We start from the raw sequence: 26,608 nt of genomic DNA, 5'->3' as shown, positions 1-26,608 counted from the left end.
GACGCCGCAGTCTTGCTCGGCGATCGCCTGGTTTGCCACGCTGGAGAGATTTTCCAGCGGATTTCCCTATCTGCTCTCTGTGATTGTACCTTGCCTGAAAAGCAATTTCAGGCAAGCATGCTGCTTTTCCAGTTTTTCAGGCAAGGCATCCATGCCAAAGAATATTGTCCTCCTTTCCGACGGAACGGGAAACAGCTCCGCCAAAGTCCTGAAGACCAATGTCTGGCGAATGTTCCAGACGCTCGACCTGTCGGACGCGCAGCGGCAGATTGCCTATTACGACAACGGCATCGGGACATCCTCGTTCAAGCTGTTCGCGATCCTGGGCGGCATTTTCGGCTTCGGGTTGAAGCGGAACGTCATCGATATCTACAGCTTCTGCTGCCGCAACTATGTGCCGGGTGACCGCATCTACGGCTTCGGCTTCAGCCGGGGCGCCTTCACCATGCGCGTTGTCGCAGGCCTGATCGCGAATGAAGGTCTTGTCCCGTATCATGGCGACGAGATTGCGCTCGCGCGTTACGCGACCGACGCCTACCGGGGTTACCGGAGGCGGTTCAGCATCACGAAGGGGCTGGTCACGCCGCTGCGCAACCTGCGCGACGGCTGCATCAGGATCTATCGTCATCTGCGGGGCATTCCGCAATACGAAAAAGATGATCAGGTCGGTGTCCCGCAAATCCACTTCCTGGGTCTGTGGGACACGGTCGATGCATATGGCGGGCCGATCGAGGAGATCGTCAGTGCGATCGACTATTGGTACTGGCCACTGTCGATGCCCGATCGCTTCATGAGCTCGAAGATCCACCGCGCCTGTCACGCGCTTGCGCTCGAGGATGAGCGAGACGCATTCAGGCCTGTGCTTTGGGACGAGCGTTATGTGCGCAATTTCGACACCCAAAAGCTGCGTGACATGCAGCAGGGGTGGAGCGCGGACGTTACGGACGAATGGCGCGGCAGGTTGACGCCGATCGACAATCGCCGGCTCAGCCAGGTCTGGTTCGTCGGCGTTCACGCCGATATCGGCGGCGGGTATCCGCAAGATGGCCTGTCGTATTTCACGCTCAGCTGGATGTTGGACCGCGCCGCGCCGTTCGGGCTGCTGTACAATCCGCCTCAGCTCGAGCTTGTGCGATCGATGGCCGACCGTTTCGACAAGCTGAACGATTCACGCCACGGGCTCGCCGGCTATTATCGCTACAAGCCGCGCAACGTGCACGAACTCAGCACCGCCTTGCCGTACAAGCCGTCGTTCAGCGGCGATATCGAGTACATGCTCGGTGAATTGATCAACCGTGATCCGGAGCGCCGCGTCGAACAGAAGGCGGTCATGAAGGATCTGGAGCCGGGCACGCCCTATCTGTGGCAGCCGGACCCCATCATCCACAAAGCCGTGTTTCAACGGATCGAGGCGACCGCAAAGCCGACTCCCGCGCCGCCATTCAGCGTCGGGACCGACGGCTACGTGCCGATCATGCTGCCCGCCGCCTATCAGGTCACTGACAAGGCGGGTGATCTCTTCGCAGCGAATGATCCGGGCGATCCGGAGCCGCCGCGTCATCAGCTGCAGACCCACACGGTCTGGAATATGGTTTGGCTGCGGCGCATCGTCTATTTCCTGACAGTGTTCGCATCCGTGGCCCTGGCGGCCGTGCCGTTGCTCGATCATCCGACGCTCGGCGCGGATACGCCGCTGGTTCTGCTGCGGCCGCTGATTGCGCTTGCAGGCGCGTTTTTGCCGTCGATGGTCGCTCCGTGGCTGACAGCCTACAACGCCGCACCAGGCTTTCTCGTACTGGGCGGGGTCACTGTGGCGGTTCTGCTATTCGTCAGCGGTTGGCTGCAAACAAGAATTCGCGACGTCATGCGGATGATCTGGATGTCGCGCTCCGTGACTCCCGGCGCTTTCGATACGGTCGCTTACGCGATACGCACCCAGCCAGCCTACAGGATCTTCTTCTATTGGTCCAAACACCAGGGCCTGCCGTCGCTGTTCGCCGCCCTGATCCTGCTGATCTTGCTGGCATTGGCCAGCCAGACCGCGTTCCGCGTGGCCGATTCCTTTGGAGCATTTTGCGTCGGCAGCGGAGGCGCCGGGGCGGGCTCCGGCCAGGTCAACTTTGCGACCAGCGAGATCTGCATGCCGACGAAGGTCGCGGTGGTGCGGGACGAGGATTACCGCATCACGATCGACGTGAAGGAGGGCTGGAGCGACCAGACGATCGCGACCGATCCTCGCGGCTTCGGCTTCAGCAAGATGTCCTGGCCGATGTATTTCGGGCTGCCGTTCCGCCGGGTCGTCTTTGCAAGCTGGTTCGCTCCGGTGATCCGGATCGGGGCCAAGGGCGGAGAGGAGCATGTCCTCGATATCAAGCCGGTCGATCCCGGGCGGAGCTCGCTCTACGAGGCCAGGTTCAGGCCGCGCAGCGATGGCGAGGTTTTCATCTTCGTCAACGACGCGGTTTGGGGCTTGCCGTCGGTCTACGGCACGTTCTACGCCAACAACGGCGGCAGCGCGTCGGTGACGATCGAGCATCTCCAGATCAAGTCGCGCGAGTAACGATCGGCGGGCGACCTCATCCCGCCGGCATCTGCTTCTCGACCAGCCGGACCCAGTAGGACGCGCCGTGGCCGAGAATGTTGTCGTTGAACTTGTAGGCCGGGTGGTGGCACATCGGGCCATCGCCCATGCCGAGGAACATGAACGCGCCGGGGCGCGCCTCCAGCATGAAGGCAAAATCCTCGGCGCCCATCACCGGCACCAGATTGTCGTTGACGCGGTCGGCGCCGACCACGTCGCGGGCGACCTCGGCGGCGACGCCGGCCTCGCGCGCATGGTTCAGCGTCACCGGATACATGCGCCCATAGTCGGTCTCGGCCGATCCGCCATAGGCGCGGGCGATGCTGGAGGCGACCTCGCCGATCCGGCGCTCGACCAGATCGCGCACTCCCGGATCGAGCGTGCGCACGGTGCCGCCCAGCGTCACGGTCTCCGGGATCACGTTGAATGCGGTGCCGGCTTCGAACATCGTGATCGAGATGACCGCGGATTTCAGCGGATCGACATTGCGCGACACGATCGACTGCAGCGCATTGATGATCTGGGCGCCGATCAGCACGCTGTCGACCGCCTCGTGCGGCGCGGCGCCGGCGTGGCCGCCCTTGCCGTGCACGACGATTTTCAGCGTGTCCGACGAGGCCAGCATCGGGCCCGGCGTGGTCGCGAAATAACCCTCGGGCAGGCCGGGCATGTTGTGCAGGCCATAGACCTCCTGGATGCCCCAGCGGGTCATCAGCCCGTCGTCGACCATTGCCTTGCCGCCGGCGCCGCCTTCCTCGGCGGGCTGGAAGATCACGACCGCGGTGCCGTCGAAATTGCGCGTCTCGGTGAGATATTTTGCGGCGCCCAGCAGCATCGCGGTGTGGCCGTCATGGCCGCAGGCGTGCATCTTGCCGGGAATCTTCGAGGCGTAGGCGACGCCCGAGGCCTCCGCGATCGGCAGCGCGTCCATGTCGGCGCGCAGCCCGATGGTCTTGCCCGAATTGGACTTGCGGCCGCGGATCACGCCGACCACGCCGGTGCGCCCGATCCCCGTCACCACCTCGTCGCAGCCGAACTCGCGCAGTCTGTCGGCGACGATGCCGGCGGTGCGGTGGACCTCGTAAAGCAGTTCAGGGTTCTCGTGGAAGTCATGGCGCCAGGCGGCCATTTCATCCGAGAGGGCGGCAACGCGGTTGACGATGGGCATGGGGACCGTCCGTTTCTTGTCATTCGTAGGGCGGGGTCAGCGTAGCGTAACCCGCCGCTTTGTCACGCAAAAGCGGCTGTCATTCCGGGGCGATGCGCAGCATCGAACCCGGAATCTCGAGATTGGGGCGCGAGATTTCACGCGCGGTGCGCGTGCCCCGGAATGACGGAGAAGGTCTTCAGCTCTCGCCGAACACCCGCCTGAAGATCGTGTCGACATGCTTGAGGTGATAGCCGAGGTCGAACTTCTCCTCGATCTCGGCATCGGTCATGTATTTCTTCACGTCGGGGTCTTGCTTCAGCAGCGTCTGGAAATCGCCTTCGCCGCGCCACACCGGCATCGCGTTGCGCTGCACGAATTTGTAGGCGTCCTCGCGGCTGGCGCCCTTCTGGGTCAGCGCGATCAGCACGCGCTGCGAATGCACGAGGCCGCCGAGCCGGTCGAGGTTCTTCTGCATGTTCTGCGGATAGACCAGGAGCTTCTCGATCAGGCCGGCAAGACGGACCAGCGCGAAGTCGAGCGTGACGGTGGCATCGGGTCCCATCATGCGCTCGGCCGAGGAATGCGAGATATCGCGCTCGTGCCACAGCGCGACGTTCTCCAGCGCCGGCGTCACATAGGCGCGCACCATGCGCGACAGGCCGGAGAGGTTTTCCGACAGCACCGGGTTGCGCTTGTGCGGCATCGCCGAGGAGCCCTTCTGGCCCTCGGAGAAGAATTCCTCCGCTTCCAGCACCTCGGTGCGCTGCAGATGGCGCACCTCCACCGCGAGCCGCTCGACCGAGGCGGCGATCACGCCGAGGGTGGCAAAATACATCGCGTGGCGGTCGCGCGGGATGACTTGCGTCGAGACCGGCTCCGGCCGCAGGCCCATCGCCTTCGCAACGTGCTGTTCGACCCGCGGATCGATCTGGGCGAAGGTGCCGACCGCGCCCGAAATTGCGCAGGTCGAGATCTCGTCGCGCGCGGCGACCAGGCGGGCGCGGGCGCGTGCGAACTCGGCATGGGCATAGGCGAGCTTGAGGCCGAAGGTGACCGGCTCGGCATGGATGCCGTGGGAGCGGCCGATGGTCGGCGTCATCTTGTGCTCGAAGGCGCGGGTCTTCAGCGCCGCCAGTACGCGGTCGAGATCGGCGATCAAGAGGTCGGCGGCGCGCTTGAGCTGGACGTTGAGGCAGGTGTCGAGCACGTCGGAGGAGGTCATGCCCTGGTGCACGAAGCGGGCCTCGGGACCGACGATCTCGGCGAGATGGGTCAGGAAGGCGATGACGTCGTGCTTGGTCTCACGCTCGATCTCGTCGATCCGCGCGACGTCAAAGGTGGCGTCCTTGCCCTTGGCCCAGATCGTCCTGGCGGCCTCCCGGGGGATCACGCCGAGCTCGGCCAGGGCGTCCGCGGCATGCGCCTCGATCTCGAACCAGATCTTGAAACGCGTCTGCGGCTCCCAGATGGAGGCCATTTCCGGGCGGGTATAGCGGGGGATCATCGAAAACTCCGAAGCGGGGCGGGGGGCAAAGGCTGCTCCCGGCCGAATTGTTTTTTACGCCGTGCTTTAGCAAATCGGGCCCCAGGAGGCCACCCGTTCGGGCCTTTGGAGGGGAAAACCGGGCCGAAACGGCTGCCGGCGAAGTGGTTGCCGCGACGGACCTGCCTTCCCTCCCTCTGCAAGCGGGAGATACGCAGCGAATCTGGCGAGGGAGCGGCCCGCTACAGGTTCGCCAGGCCGCACTCGACGGCGAGGCGGACCAGCTGGGCGTCGGTCCGCAGGCCGGTCTTGGCCTTGATCAGGTAGTGGTAGTTCTGCACGGTCTTGGTGCTGAGGTTGAGGTTGGCCGCGATCTGCTCCTTGGTGTTGCCGGCCGCGAGCTGCCGGAGGATCTCGATCTCCCGCTCGCCGAGCTGGTCGAGCGCGGATCTGGTCGGCACCAGGCTTTCCAGCGCCAGCACCCGCGCGACGTCGTCGCTCATGGCGTGCTCGCCGCGCGCCACCGAGCGGATCGCCGCGATCAGCTCGGCCGGCTCGCTGCCCTTGGTGACGAAGCCGCTGGCGCCGGCGCCGAATGCCGCCTTCACCTGCGCCGCCTCGCTGTGCATGCTGAAGACGAGGATGCGGGCATCAGCGTCGCGGGCGCGGATGTTGCGGATCGCTTCCAGCCCGCTGGCGCCCGGCATCGAGATGTCCATCACCACGACGTCGGGCGTGTGCGACTTGAACTCTCGGTAGGCATTGGCGGCGTTGTCGGCCTCGGCGACCACGCGGAAATCGTCCTGATGCTCGAGCACGCGCCGGTAGCCCTGGCGGACGACAGGGTGATCGTCGACCAAGAGGATCGAGATGCCCCTAGTCTTCGCTTCTATCGTCTTCGTGGTCGTCATCTCAGGCGGCAAGCGGGATTGTGGCGGCGACGGAGAGGCCGCGGCTGGCGCGCGCGATCGACAGCGAACCGCCGAGCGCTGCGACGCGCTCGCTGACGCCGGTGAGGCCGAAGCCCGCCGACTGCGCCACCTTGGCGGCATCGCCGCCGCCATCGTCCTCGACCCGCACCAGCAGCGCATTCTCGGTTCCGGTCCGCCGCTCGATCCGCAACACGATCTCGCGCGCGTCGCTGTGGCGCAGCGCATTGGTCAGGCATTCCTGCGCGACCCGATAGGCGGTGGCCGCGACCGTGCTGCTGATATCGCCAAGGTCGCCCTGCATGTCGAGCTGGATCAGCGGCTGCGTCGCGGCGCGCGACCGCCAGCTGTCAACCAGATCGACCAGGCTTGCCTCCAGCCCAAGCTCCTCGGCCGGCGGATGGCGCAACCGGTTCAGCGTGTCGCGCAGGCAGGCCATGATGCGCCGCGTCGCCTGCGAGATCATCCGCGCGTCCTGCGCAATTTCGGTGCCGGCGGCGTACTTGTCCCCGGCGCTTGCCTCGATCGTGTTGGCGAAGGCCAGGATCGCGGTGAGGTTCTGGCCGAACTCGTCGTGCAGCTCGCGCGCCAGCGTGCGGCGTTCGTCGTTGCGGATTTCGAGCAGCCGCCGCGTCAGCACCGTGCGTTCCTCCTCGGCCTCTGCGAGGCGGTCGCCGAGATCGCCGACGGCGCGTCCGATCATCGCGAGATCCATCGAGCGGACGCGCGGCAGCGGGGTGCGGTACTCGCCATCCGCCATGCGCCGCAGCGCTGACACGATCGCGTGGGCGGGCGCCAGCGTGTGCGCGATCGCAAGCGAGGCGAGCAGCGCGATGGCGAGCGCCATCAAGAGCGCGACATGGATGTTGTCGAGGATGTGCTGCCAGGCGAGGGCGGTGGCGGCGTCCGGATCGGAGGTCGCGCGGACGGTTCCCGCGGTCGCGGTGCGGGCGCTGATCGGCCGCTCGATGGTGGCGTGATCGCCGAGCACCGTCTGCACCGTGGCTGCGAACCAGCGCGGCGGCGCCTTGCCGATCCCCTTGCTCTGGCCGCAGAGCGGCTTCTCGAAGGCGCCGGCCGGTTCGAATTGCACGCAGATCCCGGGCGCGATCAGGCCCATGGTTTCGATGGTGCGCCAGTCCGGCGCCGGCAGCAATTGTTCGCGCATCCGGTTGCTGCGCAGCAGCAATTCGCGCCAATACAGCGCTTCGAGCGCCTGCGAGACCCGCTCGGCGGACGCCACGGTGGCGCGATCGACGCTGCGATAGGCGTCGATCGTGGCCCAGACGGTCGCGGCGCCGAGGCACAGCGCGACGATGACGAGCAGGCGGGCGACCAGTTGAAGCACGAGGCGCATGCGATCACTCCACGGCCGGAACATGATCCGGAAAAGCGTGAGCCGGTTTCCCTCGCGACAAACGCGGAACGCGTTTGCGCGGAGGTCATGCTCAAACGAGAGAGTGATGCTAACAGCACCGGTATTCCCCGCCAATCGCAAGCATGCGAAGCTATGCAGGTCGGGAAATTTGCCCGACGAAACTTGGGCAGATGTCTTTGGACGGCACCGGCCGGCTCTGCTCTAACGGCAAATGAGGCCGCCGCAGAGCCTCATGGAACAGTCGCCACAGGGAGCGAGCGCAGCATGGATGCCAAGGTCGAAGCTGCGGCCGCGTCGGCCGGCACGGACGCCGCGGAGCGCAGCGTCCTGCTGCTCTGGATGATCTTCACCGGCCTTTCGGTGTTCGCCGCCTTCCTGCTGTGGCGCTACGGGCTGATCCGCCTGATGGTGTCGTCCGACCGCACCTACATTTCCAGCGTCATCGCCGTGCTCTACATCCTCACCTGCATCCATTGCTTCTGGCGGACACGGGCGATCGCGCGGGAAGGCGAGGTGGCGCGCGGCTGCCGCGCGATCCTCGCGGCGCCCGACGGCGCCAGGGCGCTTGTGTCAGACGCGCGCGGCCTGCCCGGTGGCCTCGTCACCGATCACATCAAAAGCCTGGTGCAGAAGGCCGAGGCCCAAGCCAAAGGCCGCATCGACCAGACCCTGCTGCTGCGGACGCTGGCCGACCGCCTGCGCGGTTCCAACGGCTTCGGCGCCTTTGTCTCCGACACGCTGATGAAGCTCGGCCTGCTCGGCACCATCATCGGCTTCATCATCATGCTGGCGCCGATCGCCTCGCTCGATGCTGCCGACAAGGTCGCGATGAAATCCTCGATGGGCCTGATGAGCGACGGCATGGCGGTCGCGATGTACACGACGCTGGCCGGGCTGATCGGATCGATCCTGGTCCGGATCCAGTACTACATGCTCGATTCCGCGACCCAGCGGGTGTTTTCCGATGCCGTCGTGCTGACCGAGACGCACGTCACCCCGGCCATGGAGCGTCGCCTTGGAACGCCGACATGATGGATGAGTTCGGCCTCTATCCGCGTGAGGAGCCGTTCGATCCGCTCGGCGTCATGCTGTTCAAGGCGCTGCAGGTGATCGCCTTCCTGTTCTTCCTGGCGCTGCTCGCAGTGTCGCCGGACTCCAAGGAAGGCAAGATCGAATCCAAGGCCGAGTTCATCATCACGATGGACTGGCCGGACAATCATCCTGACGATCTCGACCTGTTCGTACAGGACCCGGCCGGCAACATCGCCTGGTACCGGCATCGCGAGGCCGGTTTCCTGACGCTCGACCGCGACGATCGCGGCGGCGCCAACGATTTCATCATCGTCAACGGCAAGAAGATCGCCTCGCCGATCCGCGAGGAGATCGTCACGCTGCGCGGCATCGTCGCCGGCGAATACACCGTCAACATCTCGCATTTCGTGGCGACGACCGGCGAGCCGGTGCAGGCCAATGTCAAGGTGCAGAAGCTCAATCCGACCGCGCAGGTGATCTTCGACGACAAGCTGACCGTCGATCACACCGGCGACGAGAAGACCGCGGTGCGGTTTCGTCTCGATGCCGAAGGCAAGGTGATCAACGTCGACCGGCGGCCGAAATCGTTGCTCGAGACCTTCCGCAGCAGCTGGCGCAACGGCGCCGATGTCGATCCGAAAACCGGCGTCAGGGTGATCGGCCGTGAATAGCCTGCAGTCAATCATCCTCACGCTTGCGGTCGCCTATGCGGTGATCGGCGCGCTGCTCTTGATCGTGCTGGTCTATGCGCGGCTGCACTGGTCGCTGAAGGCGTTCGTCATCGTCGTGACCAGCGCGTTCTATTTCGTCAGCTTCGGCGGCATGCGCGGCCTGCTCGGCTGGGCGTCTGCCGAAAGATTGCCGGCAAACTTCAAGCTGCTGTATTCGCGGATCGTGGAGCCGCATTCGCTGGAGGGCGACCCGGGCTCGATCTATCTCTGGGTCGAGGAGCTCGACGAGGACAACCGGCCGAGCGCGGTGCCGCGCGCCTTCCGCATTCCCTACAGCGACGCATTGGCCGAGCAGACCCACACCGCCGAGAACGAGATCAAGGCTGGTCATCCGCAGGGCGGACGGGCGGCCGATTTCGGCGGCGGCGACGGCACCATCATGGACCTCGTCAGGGAGTACATCACGCCGAAGACGATCCTGGAGACCACGGGCGGCGATTCCACGACGGGGACCTTCGTGCCGCCGCCGGCGGGCGCGCAGGGGGCGGTCTTTACGCCACTGCCGCCGCCCCGGATGCCGGCCAAGGACGAGCAGCAATAGGCGGACGCGCACCATTCGGAGGAGTGGCACAAAAATAGGGATCGCCAATAATCAGTCAGCGGGGTGGACAGTAATCATCCGGAATTCCTCAATTCCCTGAACCGTGTAGTCTGTGGATAACCGGGGCTAGATTTTATCCCGAAGCCATTTTTCCCGGCAAAGGGGCCGCTGCGTGAAGCGGCCCCTTTCGATTCCTGCCCCAAGTCCGCCCCCAGGTCCGACCAGCATGTCCCGCAGCGGGCGCGTCCTGCGCATAGCTGTCATCCTCAGGATACTGTCTGACAGATATTGAAATCTGTCAGCGGGATGGTGTATATACTCAACAGCCCAAGGGAGGAGGGCGCCCAGTGGTTGTTCCGGCGTTTGGCCGGGAGAGCCGTTCGTAATTTGACTACCTCGAAGGACTACCTCCATGACGATAGAAATCTTTCAATTGACCGCCCAGATTCAACAGTGGCTCAATCTTCGCGTCGCCCGCCACTTGGCCGCCCAGGCCGCCAAGTTCAGCCGCGGCCAGGACAGCGATAACCAGACGGTAAACGCATGACCGAGGCGGTGGTTTTGACCCCCGAGCGGATCCTCGAAGCAACCGAGGATGTTTTGAGACGCTTCGGGCTCGCCAAGGCCACCGTTGTCGACGTTGCCCGTGCGCTGGATGTCAGCCACGGCAGCGTCTACCGCCATTTCCCCAGCAAAGCCTCGCTCCGCGACGCGGTCGCCAAACGCTGGCTCGACCGCGCCAACGAACCCCTCTGCAAGCTCGCGGCCGCCTCAGGCCCGGCGCCGGAGCGGCTGGAGCAGTGGCTGCGCACCATGTTCGCGATCAAGCAGAAGAAGGTCTGCGACGATCCCGAGATGTTTGCGACCTATCTCGCGCTCGCCCAGGAGGCGCGCGAGGTGGTTGAGTCTTACAAAGACAAGCAGGTCGATCTGGTCGCAAAAATCCTGTCCGACGGCGTCGCGCAGGGCGTGTTCGAGATCGACGACGTCAAGGCCACGGCGCGTGCCGTGTTCGACGCCACCGTCCGCTACCATCACCCGGCGCATGCCGAGGAATGGGCCAAGCCCGAATGCCCGTCGCGGATCGACGCCCTGATCAGCTTGCTGCTGAAGGGCCTTCAGGCCTGCAAGCACTAGCCAGCGCTTCTTCCCATATCCCCTGAACGTCAGATGCCTTCGGCCCGATTGCGAGCCCGGGGCCGCATGTGCTTGATATCGGACGAGGATCAACAATGCGGCTTGCACTGTTTGCCGATATTCATGCCAACCGGCAGGCCTTCGCGGCCTGCCTGGAGGCCGCGCGTGCGCGCGGCGCCGAGCGGCTGATCTGCCTCGGCGATATCGTCGGCTATGGCGCCGACCCCGAATGGGCCGTCGACACCGTGATGGACCTCGCGGCCCGCGGCGCGATCGCGGTGTGCGGCAATCATGACAATGCGATCGGCACCCCGAGCGACAGCATGAATGCCGATGCGCAGGCCGCCATCGACTGGACCCGCGAGCGGCTCAGCGCCTCCCAGAAGGCCTTCCTGGCGGGCCTGCCGATCAGCCGCGAGGAGGACAACCACCTCTACGTGCACTCGGAAGCCTCCGACCCCGCGAAGTGGCGCTATGTCCGCGACACCTCGGATGCCGCGCGCAGCATGATGGCGACCGAGCTGCAGATCACCTTCTGCGGCCACATCCATCGTCCCGGCCTCTACTCGATGTCGTCGACCGCGAAGATGACGAGCTTCGTCCCGACCTCGGGCGTCCCGGTGCAATTGCTGACCGGGCGGCGCTGGCTCGCGGTGCTCGGCTCGGTCGGCCAGCCCCGCGACGGTGATCCCGCGGCGGCGTTTGCGATGTTCGACACCGCGAGCCGCGAGCTCACCTATCTGCGGGTGCCCTACGACGTCGCGACCGCCTCCGCGCGGATCAAGGCGAGCGGCCTGCCGCACTGGCTGGCCGACCGTCTGCCGATCGGCCGGTGACTGACATGGCGGCGCGGATGATGCGGCCGGGCGCCGAGATCGATGGCTTCACCATCGGCGAGCGCGTGCACCGCGGCGGCATGGCGACGCTGTGGAGCGTGACCCATCCCGGCATCAACGTGCCGCTCCTGATGAAGGTGCCGCTCACCTCGGAGGGCGAGGATCCGGCCGCAATCGTCAGCTTCGAGATGGAGCAGATGATCCTGCCGCGGCTGTCCGGGCTGCACGTGCCGGCCTGTTTCGGCACCGGCGACTTCGAGCGCCAAGCCTATGTGGTGATGGAGCGCATCCCAGGGCAAACGCTCTACAAGCGGCTCGGCGATCTGCCGCTGCCGTATGAGGAGGCGAGGGTGATCGGCGTCAAGGTCGCGACCGCACTCGCCAGCCTGCACCGGCAGAACGTCATCCATCACGACATCAAGCCGAGCAGCATCATGTTCCGCGAGCGCGGCGAGGCGGTGCTGATCGATTTCGGTCTCTCGCATCACAACCATCTGCCCGACCTGCTGCAGGAGGAGTTTCGGCTGCCTTACGGCACCGCGCCCTACATGGCGCCGGAGCGTTTGCTCGGGGTGCGCGACGATCCGCGCAGCGACCTGTTTTCGCTCGGCGTGCTGCTCTATTTCTTCACCACCGGCGTCCGCCCGTTCGGCGAGACCGAGAGCCTGCGCGGCATGCGCCGTCGGCTGTGGCGCGATCCCACGCCGCCGCGCAAGCTCCGGCCCGATTATCCGCCGTGGCTGCAGGAGATCGTGCTGCGCTGTCTCGAGATCGACCCGGCCGCGCGCAATCCGACTGCGGCGCAGCTTGCCTTCGATCTCGGCCATCCCGAGCAGGTCAAGCTGACGGCGCGGGCGCAGCGGTTGAACCGCGATCCACTTAGCACGGTCTGGCGCCGCCGCTTCAATCTCGGCGCGGTGCCGCCGCAGCCGAAGTCCGATGTCGCAGCGCAACTCGCCTCGAGCCCGATCGTTGCCGTCGCGCTCGATCTCGGGGAGGGGGCGGAGACGCTGAACGACACCATCCGGGTCACCGCCGAGCGGGTGCTGTCGACGTCGCCGTCGGCGCGGCTCGCCTGCGTCAACGTGCTGAAGCTCAATCGCCTCGCGATCGACCGCACCCATGACGAGCAGGGCCAGAACAAGCATATCGACCGCCTGGTGGCGCTACAGCACTGGGCGCGGCCGTTCGGGCTCGAGGACAACAGGCTGACCGTGCATGTGCTGGAGGCGATCGATCCGGCGGCCGCCATCCTGGAATTCGCTGATGTCAATCTGGTCGATCACATCATCATCGGCGCGCGGCAGACCTCGATGCGGCGCGCGCTGCTCGGCAGCGTCTCCGCCAAGGTCGCCGCCGAAGCGCCGTGCACTGTGACGGTGGTGCGGCCGTCGCGGCTGGCGCCGGCGACGGATGCGGGCGACGACGCGGCGGATGCCGCGGTCACGCCGCCCGCGTTGTTCTAATCGCGTTGCGATTAGGCTGAGCTGGAACGGCATCGAAGGCTTACCTCTCCCTTGGGAGAGGTCGATTTGCGCAGCAAATCGGGTGAGGAGTTACGGTCTATCGAGAGAACAAGAGCCCTCACCCGGATTGCATTGGACGATGCTTCGCATCGCCAGGCGCAATCCGACCTCTCCCCGATGGGGAGAGGTGAAGCGAAGTCGCGGCCGCAGCTGATCAGATCGCTTCGCCGCGCGCCGCTGCTGCGGCGTTGCGGATCGCGGCGATGTTGGTCTTGTAGGCCTCGACCGTGCCGCCCTTGAACACCGCGGAGCCCGCGACAAAGGCGTTGGCGCCGGCGGCGGCGAGCTGACCCGCGACGTCGGGCGCAACGCCGCCATCGACCTCGATGTCGATCGGCCGGCCGGCCGTCATCGCCCTGACGTCAGAGATCTTGCCGATCGCCGAGCGGATGAAGGCCTGGCCGCCGAAGCCGGGATTGACCGACATGACAAGCACGAGGTCGATCAGGTCGAGCACATATTCGATCGCGCTCGGCGGCGTGCCCGGATTGAGCGAGACGCCGGCCTTCTTGCCCAGCGCGCGGATCGCCTGCAGCGAGCGATGCAGATGCGGGCCGGCCTCGGCATGGACGGTGATGTGGTCGCAGCCCGCCTTGGCGAAGGCCTCGAGATAGGGGTCGCAGGGCGAGATCATCAGATGGGCGTCGAAGATCTTCTTGGTGTGCGGCCGCATCGCCTTGATGACGTCGGGGCCATACGAGATGTTGGGAACAAAGTGCCCGTCCATCACGTCGAGATGGATCCAGTCGGCGCCGGCCTGGTCGACGGCGCGGACCTCCTCGCCGAGCTTTGAGAAATCCGACGCCAGGATCGACGGCGCGATAACGAGGGGACGCGGGGTGAATGACTGAGTCATAGCGCAGTTCCGAAAGACTTCAGGGGGCGACGGGTGATCCCGCCTAACATGCGGACGCGTGGCGGGCAATGCGAGCGGTCGGCGTTCGCCAGCCGGAAAAATCTGCCCCAGGCGGCAGCTCTTGCCGGGTGCGCGGAACCCGCATCGGTGCGCCAAGGCCTGGTTTTATTGGGTTTTTGCCATGGCACGCCCCTTGCTCACCGACTGATTAAGCGTTCGAACGCGCCATGCGCGGCTTTGTTGGAGTATTGCCATGCTGTTTGCCATTGGGGCTGCATCGTCGGCCCTCGATCTTTTGAGCTCGCTGATGTCGTCGAAATCGACGACGCAGACGGGCAGCACGAGTCCGGGAAGTCCGTCGACCGGCCTGTTCGCGCCCGCGACCAGCACCTCGACTTCGACCAGCACGAGTACCAGCACCGCATCGGGCTCCGGCTCGACGCAGATTTCGGCGGAGACGATGAGCGCGCTGCTCGCCGCGCAGAGCCAGTCGCAGACCACGTCCTCCACCAGCACGACCCCGACCAGCCGGTCGGACGCGCTGCAGGACCTGTTCTCGCAGATCGATGCCGACGGCAACGGCCAGATCACCAAGACGGAATTCGAAAATGCGCTCGGCGCCGGCGGCACCAACACCGCACAGGCCGACGACGTGTTCGCCAAGCTCGATGCCAATGGCGACGGCAGCGTCAGCCTCGACGAGATGTCGCAGGCGTTGCAGGGCCACAAGGGCGGCGGCCATCATCACCATCACGCGGCCGGCGGCGCGACCGACGGATCCGGCTCCAGCAGCGGATCGAGCTCCGATCCCTTGATGCAGGCGCTCGACGGCGCAACCTCGACGTCGGTGACCAACAGCGACGGCTCGACCACCACCACAATGACCTATGCCGACGGCTCGAAGGTGTCGATGACATCGCCGGCGGCGGCCTCCAGCACCAGCAGCACGACCTCGTCCTCCGCCAGCAGCAGCGCGACCTCGTCCTACAATTTCATCGAGCAGCTGATCCAGCGCCAGTCGCAGGCGATCTCCGCGCAGGCTTCCTCGAGCGTGTCGGTCAGCGCCTAACCGAACCGGTTCCGCCAGCTCGGCAACGCGCCGGGGAAGGGCAGGGCGGTGGCTGAATGGATACCGCGGGCGATCGCGCGCGCCACCGTGTTGGCCGCGATCGCGCCGAGCTTGGTCAGCCCGAACAGCGGATCGATCGGCTTGGCGCCGGTCGCGGCGGCAAACACCACATCGCCATCGAGCGGGGCGTGCACCGGATAGATCGCGCGCGCCATGCCGGTCTGCGCGATCATCGCAAGGCGCCGCGCCTGCGGCTTGGTCAGCTGCGCATCGGTCACGACCACGACCAGTGTGGTGTTCTCGGCAGCGGTCGCGTCCGCGCCGCCTTTCAGCCGCACCTTCAGCATGTCCTGCGTGAACGAGGACGGCAGGCCGCGCCCGCCGAACTCGCCGTCGATCTCGAACGGCGCCGCCCAGAACCACGGGCCGCCGCCGACCGTCACGCTGCCGACCGCGTTGACCACCGCGAGCGCCGCGACCTTGACGCCGTCGTCGGTCACGTCAGACGCCGAGCCGAGGCCGCCCTTTAGATTGGCGGTGGTCGCGCCCATGCCGGCGCCGACGCTGCCGAGCTCGAAGGTGTCAGAGGCGGCGTTCGCCGCCGCGTAGCCGAGATCGCGATAGGGCGGAAAGCGTCCCCACGCCTTGTTGCCGCCGTTGAGCAGATCGAAGCAGATCGCGCCGGGCACGATCGGGATCACCGCGTCGCGGACGCGAAAGCCGCGGCCGCGCTCGGCGAGCCAGGCCTGCACGCCGCCGGCGGCATCGAGCCCGAGCGCGGAGCCGCCCGACAGCGTGATGGCGTCGATCGCCTCGACGACGTTATGGGGCGAAAGGAGGGCGTCCTCTCGGGTGCCGGGCCCGCCGCCGCGGACATCGATCGAGGCCACCGCCGGCCGTTCGAACAGGATGGCGGTGACGCCGGAAGCGATCACCGCGTCGTCGGCATGGCCGACGCTGACGCCGGCAATATCGGTGAGAAGGTTTTTCACGATAGGTCCGTCCGCCTGCTGTCCGATCGATCCGGTATAGCAGCCGCCGCGGATGCATCAACCGCGTCGGTGCACGCGCTAGCGGCGACTTGCGGTAAGACTTGCAGGCCTCAGGTCAAAAAAAACGCCCCGGCGAACCGGGGCGTTGTTCTCGGATTCAAATCAGATCCGAGAAGCTCAGGAGCCTTTCGGATTGATCTCGGTATAGTTGCCCTTGGCGTCCCACTTGTAGACGACGTAGTCGATCGCCTTGATGTCGCCCTTGGCGTCGAAGGCCATCTTGCCGAGCACGGTGTCCCACTCGCCGGCCTTGATGGTCTCCATCACCTTCTTGGCGTCGGTGGTCTTGGCCTTGGCCGCAGCCTGGGTCCAGACCTGCATCGCCGCGTAGGTGTAGAGCGTGTAGCCTTCGGGATCGATGTTCTTGGCCTTGAACTTCTCGACGATCGCCTTCGCGGTCGGCTTGTTGCGCGGGTCGGGACCGAAGGTGAACAGCGTGCCTTCAGCGGCCGGGCCGGCGATCGAGGCGAACTCCTTGTCGTTCATGGCGTCGCCCGCCATCAGCACCGCCTGCAGGCCCTGGTCACGCATCTGGCGCAGGATCAGGCCGGCTTCCTGATGGTAGCCGCCGACATAGACCAGATCGATGTTGTCGCGCTTCAGTCGCGAGACGATCGCGTTGAAGTCCTTGTCGCCCTTGTTGTAGGACTCGTTGACCTTCTCGGTGATGCCGGCCTTGTTGAGCGCCTTCTTGGTCTCGTCGGCGAGGCCTTTGCCGTAGGTGGTCTTGTCGTTCAGGATCGCGATGTTCTTGCCCTTGTAGGCCTTCGCGATGTACTCGGCGGCGACGATGCCCTGCTGGTCGTCACGCCCGCAGACGCGCGCCACGTTCCAGAGCTTGCGCTCGGTGAACAGCGGGTTGGTCGAGGCCGGGGTGATCTGCAGCACGTTGGCGTCGGCATAAGCCTCGGAGGCCGGGATCGAGGACGACGAGCAGAAGTGGCCGGCCACGAACGGGATCTTCGAAGAGCCGATCTTTTCCGCGATCGAGCGCGCCTGCTTCGGATCGCAGGCGTCGTCGTCGGTTTCCAGCGCGAGCTTCTTCCCGAGCACGCCGCCGGCGGCGTTGATGTCGGCGACCGCCTGCTCGGCGCCGTTCTTCATCTGCCGGCCGAAAGCGGATTCGGAGCCCGTCATCGGGCCCGCGACTGCGATCGTGATGTCTTGCGCGAACGCGCTCGCTGATAATGCGAACGAAGCGCCCAATGCCAGGCCGATCAGCTTCAGTGATTTCATGAGACGTCCCTCGTGGTCGTTGCCTCTAGCGGAAGAGCCCGGCACGCCGGGCCTCAAAACCGCGGGCATTCTCGGCTGATTTCGCGGCGAAGTCACCGGCAATTTTCAGGCAAATCGACGCTGCATCCGCCGCATCTTGCTGCTCGGGGCGGCGCTAGCTGCGGCGGCCGCCTTCCAGATAGGCGGCGCGGATTTCCGGGCGCTGCAGCAATTCTGCGCCGGTTCCGGCCAGCGTGATCAGGCCGTTGACCATGACATAGCCGCGATGGGCGAGCTTCAGCGCATGGTTGGCGTTCTGCTCGACGATCAGCACGGTGAGGCCGTCCTGCCGGTTCAGCGTGCGGATCGCGTCGAAGATTTGCCGCGCGATCAGCGGCGCGAGGCCGAGCGAGGGCTCGTCCAGCATCAACAGCCGCGGCCGGCTCATCAGGGCGCGGCCGATCGCCAGCATCTGCTGCTCGCCGCCCGACAGCGTGCCGCCGCGCTGCGCGACGCGCTCCTTCAGCCGCGGGAACAGCGCAAACACGCGCTCCAGGCCGCCCGCGCGTTCGGCGTCGCTGCATTCGGTGGCATCGGCGCCCATCTGCAGGTTTTCCGCGACGCTCATGCGCGGAAAGATTCGCCGGCCCTCGGGCGATTGCGCGATGCGCAGCCGCGCGATCTCGTGGGTCGGCACGCCGGTGATGTCGTGGCCGTCGAATTCGATCCGCCCGGCGCGGGCGCGCGGCCGGCCGAAGATCGTCATCATTAGCGTCGACTTGCCGGCGCCATTGGCACCGATCAGCGCGACGATCTCGCCGGCATTGATCTCGATGTCGACGCCCTTCAGCGCCTCGATCTTGCCGTACGCCGCACGCACACCGCGCACCGCGAGCAGGGGTGTGGTTGCCGGTGCCGCGCTCACGTGCCGCTCTCCATCACGGCGATCGCCTCTTCCTCGTCGGCGCCGAGGTAGGCGGCGATCACCTTGGGGTCGTCGCGCACGGCCTGCGGCGTGCCCTCGGCGATCTTGACGCCGTAGTCCATGACCACGACGTGGTCGGAGATCTCCATCACCACCGACATGTCGTGCTCGATCAGGAGGATCGAGGTGCCCTGTTCGTTGCGGATCGACAGCAGGAGCTCGTTGAGCCCGCCGCTCTCGCGCGCGTTCAGTCCCGCCGCCGGCTCGTCGAGGCAGAGCAGCGCAGGCTCGGTGCACATCGCGCGCGCGATCTCGAGCCGCCGCTGGTCGCCATACGGCAAATTGCCCGCGGCATCGTCGGCGCGGTCGAGCAGCCCGACGCGGTCGAGCCAGGTCCGCGCCAGTTCGATGGCGCGCTGCTCGGCCTCGCGCCAGGACGGCAGGCCGAGCAGGCCGAGCAGGGTCAGGCCCGAGGCGCGCATCAGCGCGTTGTGCTGGGCGACCATCAGGTTTTCCAGCGCGGTCATGCCGGGAAACAGCCGGATGTTCTGGAAGGTGCGCGCCACCTTGGCCTGCTTGGAGATGCGGAAATCGTTCAGCCGCTCGAGCTGGATGGTGCGGCCGTCGTCATGGGTGAGGCGGATTGTGCCGCCGCTCGGCCGGTAGAAACCGGTGATGCAGTTGAACACGGTGGTCTTGCCGGCGCCGTTCGGCCCGATCAGCGCGGTGATCTTGCGCCGCTCGGCCGAGAAGGAGAGTTCGTTGACCGCGACGATGCCGCCGAAGCGCATCATCAGGCGGTCGACGGTGAGGATGTGGTCGGCGCTCATCCGTGGCCCTCCTTGACGAGGTCGGACGAGATCGCCTGGTTGCGCTCCAGGAACACGGTCGGCGCGCGGTGGCCGATCAGCCCGCGCGGTCGCCAGATCATCAGCACCACCATGGCGATGCCGAACACCAGCATGCGGTATTGATCGAACCCGCGGAACAGCTCGAAGCCGCCGATCATGGTCAGCGCGGCGAGCGCGACGCCGAGCTGCGAGCCCATGCCGCCGAGCACGACGATCGCCAGCACCAGCGCCGATTCCTGGAAGGTGAAGGATTCGGGACTGATGAAGCCCTGCCGCGTGGCGAAGAACGCGCCGGCGAGGCCGCCGAACATCGCTCCCGTTGCGAAAGCCGTCAGCTTGGTGGTCGTGGTGTTGATGCCGAGCGCGCGGCAGGCGACCTCGTCCTCGCGCAGCGCCTCCCAGGCGCGGCCGATCGGCAGCCGTCGCAGCCGGATCGTCACCCAGTTGGTGAGCAGTGCCATCGCCAGGATCAGATAGAACAGGAAGACGAGGCGGTGGGTCGGCGAGAACTCGATGCCGAGCCTGGCGGCGAGCCCGTCATCGCCCGGCGTCAGCGGAATGCCGAACATGGTCGGGCGCGGAATCCCCGAGACGCCGTTGGGGCCGCCGGTCAGGCTCTGCCAGTTGATGATGACCAGCCGGATGATCTCGCCGAAGGCGAGCGTCACAATCGCGAGATAATCGCCGCGCAGCCGCAGCACCGGGAAGCCGAGCAGCACGCCCCAGAAGGCCGCCAGGATGCCGGCAAGCGGCAGGCAGACCCAGAACGACAATCCGAAATTGGTGGCCAGCAGGGCGTAGGAATAGGCGCCGACCGCATAGAAGGCGACATAGCCGAGATCGAGCAGGCCGGCGAGGCCGACCACGACGTTCAATCCCCATCCCAGCATCACATAGGTCAGGACCAGGATCGAAAGGTCGAGAATGTAGCGCTGGTTGTAGAAGATGACGGGCACCAGGAAGGCGAACACCAGCAGCGCCGGGGCGAGCCATCGTCCGGCGAACGCCATCGCGCTCTGCACCGGTTTCGGCACGATGCGGTCCTTGTCGATCGGCCCCCACCATTGCCGCAGCAGCTCGACGATGATGCTGCCGCCGAACACGGTGCCGACCATGGCGGCGAGGTCGCCGAACCGTGTCCAGTAGATCAGGCCGCCTTGCGGTCCGGCCTCGGTGCGCACGCCGATCATCAGCGAGAACAGCACCAGCGCGACGGCGGCGCTGATCAGGGCTTTCTTGAGAATGAAGGCGCTGCCCGAGGGCTGCGCGGCGGGCGATGGGCGGGCTGAGGTCGCGCTCACGAAGTGCCTGTCAGACTTTTTCGACTTCGGGACGGCCAAGCAGGCCGGTCGGCATGAAGATCAGCACCACGATCAGGATCGAGAACGCAGCGACGTCCTTGTACTCCACCGAGAAATAGGCCGACCACATCGTCTCGATCAGGCCGATCGCGAGCCCGCCGAGCATCGCGCCCGGCAGCGAGCCGATGCCGCCGAGCACGGCGGCGGTGAACGCCTTGATGCCGGCGACGAAGCCCATGAAGAAATCGACCAGGCCGTAATAGAGCAGGTACATCATGCCGGCGACGGCGGCGAGCGCGGCGCCGATCACGAAGGTCATCGAGATGGTGCGGTCGACGTCGACGCCGAGCAGCGCGGCCATGGTCTGGTCCTGCTCACAGGCGCGCATGTCGCGTCCGAGCCGGGTGCGCGAGACCAGCCAGGTGAACAGCGCGAGCACCACGATGGTGGCGAGCACGACCATGATCTGGACGTTGGAGAGCTGCACGGCAAAGCCGGCCGGGCCTTCGTGCAGCGTGTAGCCGCCGGTGATGATCGGCGGCACCGGCTTCACCCGCGCGCCCTGCGACACCTGCGAGAAGTTGGTCAGCACGAACGACATGCCGATCGCCGACAGCATCGGCGCCAGGCGGAACGAATGCCTCAAGGGACGATAGGCGATGCGCTCGATGGTCCAGCCATAGAGCGCGGTGATCGCCATCGAGACCAGCAGCACGATCAGCAGGATCACGGGGATCGCAGTGAGGCCGAGCGACACCAGCACCAGGAAGGAGATCAGGGCGATGAAACCGCCGATCATGAAGATGTCGCCATGGGCGAAGTTGATCATGCCGACGATGCCGTAGACCATCGTGTAGCCGATGGCGATCAGGCCGTAGATCGAACCGAGCACGAGGCCGTTGATCAGTTGCTGGGCGAAATAATCCATGCGCTGCCGTTAGAGCCTGTTCGGTTGAGAACCGAACGGGCTCTCGTTTTGATTTGGACGCGTTTTCTTCACGCGAACCGGTTCCCACTTCGCTCGAAAACGCTACGTCGAGGGTGACGCGGCGAGGGCCCCCGGCAGCCTGATCCGTCGCATCGTGTCATTTTCTAACAGTGGAACCCCGGCGGCGGCAACAGTGCTGGCTGCCGCCGAAAGGGCTTGTACATAACTACTTCGGCGGGGGCGGTTCCGATGTCACAGGGCCGACACGCCGTTGCCTTGCAATGATCACGCCGGAACCCGTGTTCCCCGCGCAACTGCGTCACTGACGGTCTCGCCGAAGGCGGGGCCCTTCTTTCTGCGCCGTTTTGGCACGGGCTTGGCCGTCCCCAGACAATCCCCAGCCCAGTTAAGGTAAACAAAGGGTTTAAATTGCCGCCGGCAATTGATCGGCGTTACCTCGCAGGCTGAACCGTCGCCAATCCGATAAGGCGTCGGAACCACGGGAAGCGGCAATGTCGAGTAACTGGCGGATCAGCTCCTTCAACGGCGCGCTGCTTGCGGCCTATTTCATTCCGGTCTGGACCATCATCGCCTTCAGCATCATGGTGTCGCCGATCCACGGCCTCTATGAGCGGCCGAGCGTGTCGATCGCGCTGTATGCGAGCGACCATCTGCACCTTGCCAAGATGGCGACGGTGCGGCTCGCATGGCTGTTGGCGCTGGCGCGGATCACCGTGGTGGCGTTCTTCGCGGTGTTCCTTGCGATGGCCGCCTTTGCACCCTTCCGCAAGAGCCGCGGCAGCGGCATCGACGAGGCGCTTGCGGTGGCACTCTGCCTCGGCAGCGTGCTGAGCTTCGCCAGCATGATGATGGCATCCAAGGTCGGCGAGATCGAAGCGCTGCGCATGCATGCCGCCGAGCTTCTGATGCTGCTCGGCACCGCGATCGTGATGCTGTTCGAGACCTCGCCGAAGCGAACTGCCGAGGCTCCTGCCGCCGAGGCGGGCGCGCCGGCGACCGAGCTATCCCTTCAGCAGCCCTAGTTCGGCAATGATCGCGCCGGCTTCCTTGACGGCGTGATTGGCCGCGGGCACGCCGCAATAGATCGCCTGCTGCAGCAGGATCTCCTTGATGTCATCGGGGGTGAAGCCGCCTTCGCTCAGCGCCGCGCGCACATGCAGGCGGAATTCATCCCATTGGCCGAGCGCGACCATGGTGCCGATCACAAGCACGCGCCGCGTGCGGTGATCGAAATGCGGGCGGGTCCAGATGTCGCCCCACGCATAGCGGGTGATCAGGTCCTGGAAGTCGGTGTTGAACGCGTTGCGGTTTGTGATCGACTTGTCGACCCATTCATTGCCCAGCACCTTGCGGCGCTGCGCCATGCCGTCGTCGCGGCGTTGATTGTCGTCCATTGATGTCTCCTCAGCCTATGTCATTCCGGGGCGGTCCGTATGACCGAACCCGGAATCTCGAGATTCCGGGTTCGATGCTTCGCATCGCCCCGGAATGACGATGGTCGTTACCGTTGCGTCAGGAAGCCGACCACGGCTTCGGTGAAGGCGTGCGACTGCTCGACATTGGAGATGTGCGCGGCATCGAGCAGCGTCATGCTGGCGCCGGGAATGCCGCTGCGGATCATTTCGCCCGCCGACACCGGCGTCGCCATGTCCTGCTTTCCTGCGATCACGAGCGTCGGGCCCTTGATCCTGGGCAAGAGTGCGCGCTGGTCGAGCGTCGACAGCGCCTCGCAGCAGGCGAGATAGCCTTCGACCGGCGAGGCTATCAGCATCGCCTTCATCCGTGCGGTGGTCTCGAGCTCGCGCTCGCGGAAATCGGCGGTCAGCCAGCCCGCGATCACGGTGTCGGCGACCGCGGCGATGCCGCCTTCCTTCACCGCCTTGATGCGGTTCAGCCAGTTGGTCGGATCGGGATAGTAGCAGGCGGTGTTGGCGAGGATGATCTTGCCGAATCTTTCAGGCGCGTTGGCGCCGAGCCATTGCCCGACCATGCCGCCCATCGACAGCCCGCACCAATGCACCTTCTCGATGTTGAGATCGTCGAGAATCGCCAGCACGTCGCGGCCGAACCGCTCCATGGAGTAGGGGCCCGCCGGCACGCCGGACTTGCCGTGGCCCCGGCGGTCGTAGCGGATGACGCGGAACATCTGCGTCAGCGCCGGCATCTGCGGCTCCCACATCTGCAGCGTGCAGCCGAGCGAGTTCGACAGCATCAGGGTCGGTCCGCCGTCGCGGCCGTCCACCTGGACATTGAGCAGGCACCCGTCGGCGTTGATCATCGGCATTATTTCATCCCCTTGTCATGCGCGGGCTTGACCCGCGCATCCATCAAGAAAGAGTCTTCTGCGATGATGGATTGCCGGGTCAAGCCCGGCAATGACGTCATCGCTACTTATCGTCGAGCGAAGCCAGCAACCGGTCGATCAACGCTTGCGAGGCGCCCTGATAGGCCATCGGCTCGAACAGTTCTGCGATTCGCTTGGTGTCGAGATGCGCGGTGACCTTTGCATCTGACGACAGCACGTCGCGCAGATGCTTGTTATCCGCGACCGCTTGCTTGCTGGCGGCCTCGACCAGATGATGGGCATCGCTCTTGCCGATTGTCTCGGCCAGCGCCATCGCGACCGCCTCCGCCATGATCAGCCCGCCGGTCGTCTCCAGATTGCTCCGCATGCGCGCCGCATCGACCTCGAGGCCCTCGGCGAGATCGACGATCGCGGCGAGCGCGCCTGACGTCACCAGCATCAGGCTAGGCAATGTCGGCCATTCCGCATGCCACGGGCCGGCGCTGCGCTCGTGATCCTGTACCTGCGCGGCAAAGATCGTGGCGGCGAAGTTCGGCGCCATGGTCGCGGCGCCCAGCGCGCTCGCGGCGGCGACCGGATTGCGCTTGTGCGGCATGGTGGAAGAGCCGCCGCGGCCAGCGCCGGCCGGCTCGAACGCCTCGCCGACATCGGTCTGCATCATCAGCGAGACGTCGCGCGCGATCTTGCCGCAGCTTCCGGCGAGGATGGCGAACACCGACGCGGCCTCCGCGATGCGGTCGCGATGAGTGTGCCAGGGTGCATCCGGCAAGGGCAGGTCCAGCTCTTTCGCAAGGCCTGTCGCGACTGCGAGGCCCTTGTCGCCGAGTGCGGCGAGTGTGCCGGCGGCACCGCCGAATTGCAGCGCCAGCGTCTCGTGGCGCAGCCGTTGCAGCCGCTTGCGGGAGCGATGCAGGGCCGCGGAATATTCGGCGAGTTTGAGTCCGAACGGCATCGGCAGCGCGTGCTGCAACCAGGTCCGCGCCACCACCGCGGTGTTGCGATGGGCGCGCGCCAGGGTGGCAAAACCGGCAACGGCGCGGTCGAGGTCGGCCAGCAGCGCATCGATGCCGGCACGCAAGCTCAGCATCGTCGCGGTGTCGATGACGTCCTGGCTGGTCGCGCCCCAATGCACATAGCGCCCAGCCTCGGCATCCGTCCTGGCGACATTGGCGGTCAGGGCCTTCACCAGCGGGATCGCGAGATTGCCCGACCGCGTCGCGGCGTCGGCCAGCTCGGCGAGGTCGAATGATTCGGCCTTGCAGGCGGCGGCGATCGGGCCGGCCGCAGCGGCAGGAATCACGCCGCAGGCCACCTCGGCGCGGGCCAGCGCGGCCTCGAAATCCAGCATGTTTTGCAGGGTGGCGGCATCGTCGCACACCGCGCGCATCGCGGCGCTCGACAGCATCGGCGCAAGCAGGGGGGAGAGGGCTGTGCTCATGGCGCGCGACCTAACCACTGTCGCGCGCTCCTGCCAATGCCCCGCCGCTGCCGCCATTTTCGACAGCGCCGATCGCGCGATTTTGTGAACGGCGGACGGGTCTTGCTGCGGTGCGAATATGCATCGCTCATCCTCCGAAGGTGCCCTTTCCTTTGCGCCCCGGCTGCTTTACTTGGGGGAAAAGGTTCTAGCGATCGAGGAGGTCCCCCATGGCCATGACAATGACCGGCGAAGTTCAGCTCGCGGCGGCGCGCCAGGCTGTGTGGGACAAGCTCAACGATCCCGACGTGTTGAAGGCCTGCATTCCCGGCTGCGAAGAGCTGGAGAAGACCGACGAGGGCGGCTTCCGCGCCACCGCCAAGATGAAGGTCGGCCCGGTCTCCGCCCGCTTCAAGGGCAAGGTCACCTTGAGCGATCTCGATCCGCCGAACGGCTACAAGATATCAGGCGAAGGCGAGGGCGGGGTCGCGGGCTTCGCCAAGGGCGGCGCCACCGTCGGCCTTGCCGACAAGGATGGCGGCACGCTTCTGAGCTACAACGTGGAGGCGCAGATCGGCGGCAAGCTCGCCCAGCTCGGCCAACGCCTGATCAACGGCGCCGCCAAGAAGCTGGCGGACGAATTCTTTGCAAATTTCGCCAAAGCCGTGCAGGGTTAGCCCCGCCTTTCGGCTGGATAATTAGGGTCCGGCCATGCCTTCCCGCTATGTCCTGGATGGGTGGCTCGAACGGTTGCCCATCGCGGGACGCGCCCATATTATGCCGTCTGGAATGATTATAAACCGCCTGCTTCGCCGATATGCGGTGGGGCAGATAAGAGAGTGCTGATGGCCAAGATTTCAATGATCGTGAACGGCAATCCCGTGAACGCGAATGTCGACCCCCGTACCCTTCTGGTCCAGTTTCTGCGCGAAAATCTGCGGCTGACAGGCACGCATGTCGGCTGCGACACCTCGCAGTGCGGCGCCTGTGTCGTGCATCTGGACGGCAAGGCGGTGAAGTCCTGCACGACGCTTGCGGTGATGGCCGACGGTCATGAAGTCAAGACCATCGAGGGGCTGGCGGCCGATGGCGCACCGCTGCATCCGATGCAGGAGGCCTTCCGCGAGCATCACGGCCTGCAGTGCGGCTTCTGCACGCCGGGCATGATCATGACCGCCGTCGACCTGGTCCATCGCAGGGGCCACGACCTCTCCGACGAGGTGATCCGCGAGGAGCTGGAAGGCAATCTGTGCCGCTGCACCGGCTACCAGAACATCGTCGCTTCGATCGCCGCCGGCGCCAAGGCGATGGCGAAGTCGGACCTCGCCTAATCAGCAATTCGTC

At 65.7% G+C, this 26,608-nt stretch carries 26 protein-coding genes; 12 read left to right on the top strand and 14 right to left on the bottom strand.

Translation table 11 applies throughout. The annotated features are described in order from the left end of the window. Positions 1 to 151 precede the first annotated feature (151 nt). The gene (locus K359_RS0124080) at positions 152 to 2,560 is read left to right on the top strand and encodes a DUF2235 domain-containing protein (RefSeq protein ID WP_051346336.1); all 2,409 of its coding nucleotides are present in this window, start codon (positions 152 to 154) and stop codon (positions 2,558 to 2,560) included. 16 nt (positions 2,561 to 2,576) lie between these two features. On the opposite strand, the gene K359_RS0124075 is transcribed toward K359_RS0124080, so the two are convergent. The 4 genes from K359_RS0124075 to K359_RS0124060 form a co-directional block, all read right to left on the bottom strand. Beyond that, positions 2,577 to 3,749, bottom strand: a complete 1,173-nt coding sequence (locus K359_RS0124075) for a M20 aminoacylase family protein (protein ID WP_029081635.1) — start codon at positions 3,747 to 3,749, stop codon at positions 2,577 to 2,579. A 178-nt stretch (positions 3,750 to 3,927) separates the two neighbouring features. After that, a complete protein-coding gene (gene purB / locus K359_RS0124070; RefSeq protein ID WP_029081634.1) occupies positions 3,928 to 5,235 on the bottom strand; it encodes an adenylosuccinate lyase in 1,308 nt (435 codons plus the stop codon). A gap of 221 nt (positions 5,236 to 5,456) precedes the next feature. After that, positions 5,457 to 6,125, bottom strand: coding sequence for a response regulator transcription factor (locus K359_RS0124065; RefSeq protein WP_051346334.1), 669 nt, complete (start codon positions 6,123 to 6,125; stop codon positions 5,457 to 5,459). A gap of 1 nt (position 6,126) precedes the next feature. After that, positions 6,127 to 7,500 carry a sensor histidine kinase gene (locus K359_RS0124060; RefSeq protein ID WP_029081632.1) on the bottom strand — a complete coding sequence of 458 codons (1,374 nt, stop codon included), beginning with the start codon at positions 7,498 to 7,500 and terminating at the stop codon, positions 6,127 to 6,129. A 285-nt stretch (positions 7,501 to 7,785) separates the two neighbouring features. On the opposite strand from K359_RS0124060, the gene K359_RS0124055 reads away from it, so the two are divergent. The 7 genes from K359_RS0124055 (at position 7,786) to K359_RS0124025 (ending at position 13,264) form a co-directional block, all read left to right on the top strand. Further along, positions 7,786 to 8,553 (top strand): MotA/TolQ/ExbB proton channel family protein, encoded by a 768-nt coding sequence (locus tag K359_RS0124055; protein WP_029081631.1) that lies wholly within the window; start codon positions 7,786 to 7,788, stop codon positions 8,551 to 8,553. Continuing rightward, positions 8,550 to 9,224 carry a hypothetical protein gene (locus K359_RS0124050; protein WP_029081630.1) on the top strand — a complete coding sequence of 225 codons (675 nt, stop codon included), beginning with the start codon at positions 8,550 to 8,552 and terminating at the stop codon, positions 9,222 to 9,224. Before K359_RS0124055 ends, K359_RS0124050 begins: the two co-directional genes overlap by 4 nt. Next, a complete protein-coding gene (locus K359_RS0124045) occupies positions 9,217 to 9,825 on the top strand; it encodes a hypothetical protein (protein ID WP_029081629.1) in 609 nt (202 codons plus the stop codon). The genes K359_RS0124050 and K359_RS0124045 overlap by 8 nt, the downstream gene beginning before the upstream one ends. A gap of 412 nt (positions 9,826 to 10,237) precedes the next feature. Then, the gene (locus K359_RS65840) at positions 10,238 to 10,372 is read left to right on the top strand and encodes a hypothetical protein (protein WP_256375171.1); all 135 of its coding nucleotides are present in this window, start codon (positions 10,238 to 10,240) and stop codon (positions 10,370 to 10,372) included. After that, a complete protein-coding gene (locus K359_RS0124035; RefSeq protein WP_029081628.1) occupies positions 10,369 to 10,962 on the top strand; it encodes a TetR family transcriptional regulator in 594 nt (197 codons plus the stop codon). The genes K359_RS65840 and K359_RS0124035 overlap by 4 nt, the downstream gene beginning before the upstream one ends. 95 nt (positions 10,963 to 11,057) lie before the next feature. Beyond that, a complete protein-coding gene (locus K359_RS0124030; protein ID WP_029081627.1) occupies positions 11,058 to 11,798 on the top strand; it encodes a metallophosphoesterase in 741 nt (246 codons plus the stop codon). Positions 11,799 to 11,803: 5 nt separating this feature from the next. Continuing rightward, positions 11,804 to 13,264, top strand: a complete 1,461-nt coding sequence (locus K359_RS0124025) for a bifunctional serine/threonine-protein kinase/universal stress protein (protein WP_029081626.1) — start codon at positions 11,804 to 11,806, stop codon at positions 13,262 to 13,264. A gap of 214 nt (positions 13,265 to 13,478) precedes the next feature. Here K359_RS0124025 and rpe read toward each other — a convergent pair whose 3' ends face one another. Next, on the bottom strand, positions 13,479 to 14,180 hold the full coding sequence (gene rpe / locus K359_RS0124020; RefSeq protein ID WP_029081625.1) for a ribulose-phosphate 3-epimerase: 702 nt from the start codon (positions 14,178 to 14,180) through the stop codon (positions 13,479 to 13,481). Between the two features lie 253 nt (positions 14,181 to 14,433). Between rpe and K359_RS0124015 the strand changes: the two genes are divergently transcribed. Continuing rightward, positions 14,434 to 15,249, top strand: coding sequence for an EF-hand domain-containing protein (locus K359_RS0124015; RefSeq protein WP_029081624.1), 816 nt, complete (start codon positions 14,434 to 14,436; stop codon positions 15,247 to 15,249). Here the strand turns inward: K359_RS0124015 and K359_RS0124010 are convergent. The 6 genes from K359_RS0124010 to K359_RS0123985 all read right to left on the bottom strand — a co-directional run bounded on the left by K359_RS0124010 (position 15,246) and on the right by K359_RS0123985 (position 21,521). Then, entirely contained in the window at positions 15,246 to 16,241 is a 996-nt protein-coding gene (locus K359_RS0124010) for a P1 family peptidase (protein ID WP_029081623.1), read from the bottom strand. The genes K359_RS0124015 and K359_RS0124010 overlap by 4 nt on opposite strands. A gap of 177 nt (positions 16,242 to 16,418) precedes the next feature. Beyond that, positions 16,419 to 17,537 (bottom strand): branched-chain amino acid ABC transporter substrate-binding protein, encoded by a 1,119-nt coding sequence (locus K359_RS0124005; protein WP_029081622.1) that lies wholly within the window; start codon positions 17,535 to 17,537, stop codon positions 16,419 to 16,421. Positions 17,538 to 17,691: 154 nt separating this feature from the next. Next, on the bottom strand, positions 17,692 to 18,441 hold the full coding sequence (locus tag K359_RS0124000; RefSeq protein ID WP_029081621.1) for an ABC transporter ATP-binding protein: 750 nt from the start codon (positions 18,439 to 18,441) through the stop codon (positions 17,692 to 17,694). Then, on the bottom strand, positions 18,438 to 19,271 hold the full coding sequence (locus tag K359_RS0123995; protein WP_029081620.1) for an ABC transporter ATP-binding protein: 834 nt from the start codon (positions 19,269 to 19,271) through the stop codon (positions 18,438 to 18,440). The genes K359_RS0124000 and K359_RS0123995 overlap by 4 nt, the downstream gene beginning before the upstream one ends. After that, entirely contained in the window at positions 19,268 to 20,593 is a 1,326-nt protein-coding gene (gene livM / locus K359_RS0123990; protein WP_029081619.1) for a high-affinity branched-chain amino acid ABC transporter permease LivM, read from the bottom strand. Before livM ends, K359_RS0123995 begins: the two co-directional genes overlap by 4 nt. Before the next feature lie 10 nt (positions 20,594 to 20,603). Continuing rightward, a complete protein-coding gene (locus tag K359_RS0123985; RefSeq protein WP_029081618.1) occupies positions 20,604 to 21,521 on the bottom strand; it encodes a branched-chain amino acid ABC transporter permease in 918 nt (305 codons plus the stop codon). 512 nt (positions 21,522 to 22,033) lie between these two features. Here K359_RS0123985 and K359_RS0123980 point away from each other — a divergent pair. Then, entirely contained in the window at positions 22,034 to 22,564 is a 531-nt protein-coding gene (locus K359_RS0123980) for a hypothetical protein (protein WP_029081617.1), read from the top strand. On the opposite strand, the gene K359_RS0123975 is transcribed toward K359_RS0123980, so the two are convergent. The 3 genes from K359_RS0123975 to K359_RS0123960 form a co-directional block, all read right to left on the bottom strand. Continuing rightward, positions 22,544 to 22,936 carry a carboxymuconolactone decarboxylase family protein gene (locus tag K359_RS0123975; protein WP_029081616.1) on the bottom strand — a complete coding sequence of 131 codons (393 nt, stop codon included), beginning with the start codon at positions 22,934 to 22,936 and terminating at the stop codon, positions 22,544 to 22,546. The two genes, K359_RS0123980 and K359_RS0123975, sit on opposite strands and share 21 nt — an antisense overlap. 107 nt (positions 22,937 to 23,043) lie before the next feature. Beyond that, positions 23,044 to 23,826: a 3-oxoadipate enol-lactonase gene (gene pcaD, locus K359_RS0123970; RefSeq protein ID WP_029081615.1), complete on the bottom strand. Its 783-nt coding sequence runs from the start codon at positions 23,824 to 23,826 to the stop codon at positions 23,044 to 23,046. A gap of 103 nt (positions 23,827 to 23,929) precedes the next feature. Then, positions 23,930 to 25,285 (bottom strand): 3-carboxy-cis,cis-muconate cycloisomerase, encoded by a 1,356-nt coding sequence (locus tag K359_RS0123960; protein WP_029081614.1) that lies wholly within the window; start codon positions 25,283 to 25,285, stop codon positions 23,930 to 23,932. Between the two features lie 209 nt (positions 25,286 to 25,494). On the opposite strand from K359_RS0123960, the gene K359_RS0123955 reads away from it, so the two are divergent. Next, positions 25,495 to 25,941, top strand: coding sequence for a carbon monoxide dehydrogenase subunit G (locus tag K359_RS0123955; RefSeq protein ID WP_029081613.1), 447 nt, complete (start codon positions 25,495 to 25,497; stop codon positions 25,939 to 25,941). Between the two features lie 168 nt (positions 25,942 to 26,109). Next, positions 26,110 to 26,595 (top strand): (2Fe-2S)-binding protein, encoded by a 486-nt coding sequence (locus tag K359_RS0123950; RefSeq protein WP_029081612.1) that lies wholly within the window; start codon positions 26,110 to 26,112, stop codon positions 26,593 to 26,595. Positions 26,596 to 26,608 lie beyond the last annotated feature (13 nt).

It is taken from the genome of Bradyrhizobium sp. th-b2 (assembly GCF_000426785.1).
In the GTDB taxonomy this organism is placed as follows: Bacteria; Pseudomonadota; Alphaproteobacteria; order Rhizobiales; family Xanthobacteraceae; genus Bradyrhizobium; species Bradyrhizobium septentrionale.
The sequence above is the reverse complement of the archived record's forward strand: the minus strand, read 5'-3'. Positions and strand labels throughout refer to the sequence as shown.

What these genes read in the sequence shown, in the direction of transcription:
- K359_RS0124080 (WP_051346336.1), top strand. Translation starts at nt 152, where the DNA reads ATGCCAAAGAATATTGTCCTCCTTTCCGACGGAACGGGAAACAGCTCC.
- K359_RS0124075 (WP_029081635.1), bottom strand. Translation starts at nt 3,749, where the DNA reads ATGCCCATCGTCAACCGCGTTGCCGCCCTCTCGGATGAAATGGCCGCC.
- purB (WP_029081634.1), bottom strand. Translation starts at nt 5,235, where the DNA reads ATGATCCCCCGCTATACCCGCCCGGAAATGGCCTCCATCTGGGAGCCG.
- K359_RS0124065 (WP_051346334.1), bottom strand. Translation starts at nt 6,125, where the DNA reads ATGACGACCACGAAGACGATAGAAGCGAAGACTAGGGGCATCTCGATC.
- K359_RS0124060 (WP_029081632.1), bottom strand. Translation starts at nt 7,500, where the DNA reads ATGCGCCTCGTGCTTCAACTGGTCGCCCGCCTGCTCGTCATCGTCGCG.
- K359_RS0124055 (WP_029081631.1), top strand. Translation starts at nt 7,786, where the DNA reads ATGGATGCCAAGGTCGAAGCTGCGGCCGCGTCGGCCGGCACGGACGCC.
- K359_RS0124050 (WP_029081630.1), top strand. Translation starts at nt 8,550, where the DNA reads ATGATGGATGAGTTCGGCCTCTATCCGCGTGAGGAGCCGTTCGATCCG.
- K359_RS65840 (WP_256375171.1), top strand. Translation starts at nt 10,238, where the DNA reads ATGACGATAGAAATCTTTCAATTGACCGCCCAGATTCAACAGTGGCTC.
- K359_RS0124035 (WP_029081628.1), top strand. Translation starts at nt 10,369, where the DNA reads ATGACCGAGGCGGTGGTTTTGACCCCCGAGCGGATCCTCGAAGCAACC.
- K359_RS0124030 (WP_029081627.1), top strand. Translation starts at nt 11,058, where the DNA reads ATGCGGCTTGCACTGTTTGCCGATATTCATGCCAACCGGCAGGCCTTC.
- K359_RS0124025 (WP_029081626.1), top strand. Translation starts at nt 11,804, where the DNA reads ATGGCGGCGCGGATGATGCGGCCGGGCGCCGAGATCGATGGCTTCACC.
- rpe (WP_029081625.1), bottom strand. Translation starts at nt 14,180, where the DNA reads ATGACTCAGTCATTCACCCCGCGTCCCCTCGTTATCGCGCCGTCGATC.
- K359_RS0124015 (WP_029081624.1), top strand. Translation starts at nt 14,434, where the DNA reads ATGCTGTTTGCCATTGGGGCTGCATCGTCGGCCCTCGATCTTTTGAGC.
- K359_RS0124005 (WP_029081622.1), bottom strand. Translation starts at nt 17,537, where the DNA reads ATGAAATCACTGAAGCTGATCGGCCTGGCATTGGGCGCTTCGTTCGCA.
- K359_RS0123995 (WP_029081620.1), bottom strand. Translation starts at nt 19,271, where the DNA reads ATGAGCGCCGACCACATCCTCACCGTCGACCGCCTGATGATGCGCTTC.
- K359_RS0123985 (WP_029081618.1), bottom strand. Translation starts at nt 21,521, where the DNA reads ATGGATTATTTCGCCCAGCAACTGATCAACGGCCTCGTGCTCGGTTCG.
- K359_RS0123980 (WP_029081617.1), top strand. Translation starts at nt 22,034, where the DNA reads ATGTCGAGTAACTGGCGGATCAGCTCCTTCAACGGCGCGCTGCTTGCG.
- K359_RS0123975 (WP_029081616.1), bottom strand. Translation starts at nt 22,936, where the DNA reads ATGGACGACAATCAACGCCGCGACGACGGCATGGCGCAGCGCCGCAAG.
- pcaD (WP_029081615.1), bottom strand. Translation starts at nt 23,826, where the DNA reads ATGCCGATGATCAACGCCGACGGGTGCCTGCTCAATGTCCAGGTGGAC.
- K359_RS0123960 (WP_029081614.1), bottom strand. Translation starts at nt 25,285, where the DNA reads ATGAGCACAGCCCTCTCCCCCCTGCTTGCGCCGATGCTGTCGAGCGCC.
- K359_RS0123955 (WP_029081613.1), top strand. Translation starts at nt 25,495, where the DNA reads ATGGCCATGACAATGACCGGCGAAGTTCAGCTCGCGGCGGCGCGCCAG.
- K359_RS0123950 (WP_029081612.1), top strand. Translation starts at nt 26,110, where the DNA reads ATGGCCAAGATTTCAATGATCGTGAACGGCAATCCCGTGAACGCGAAT.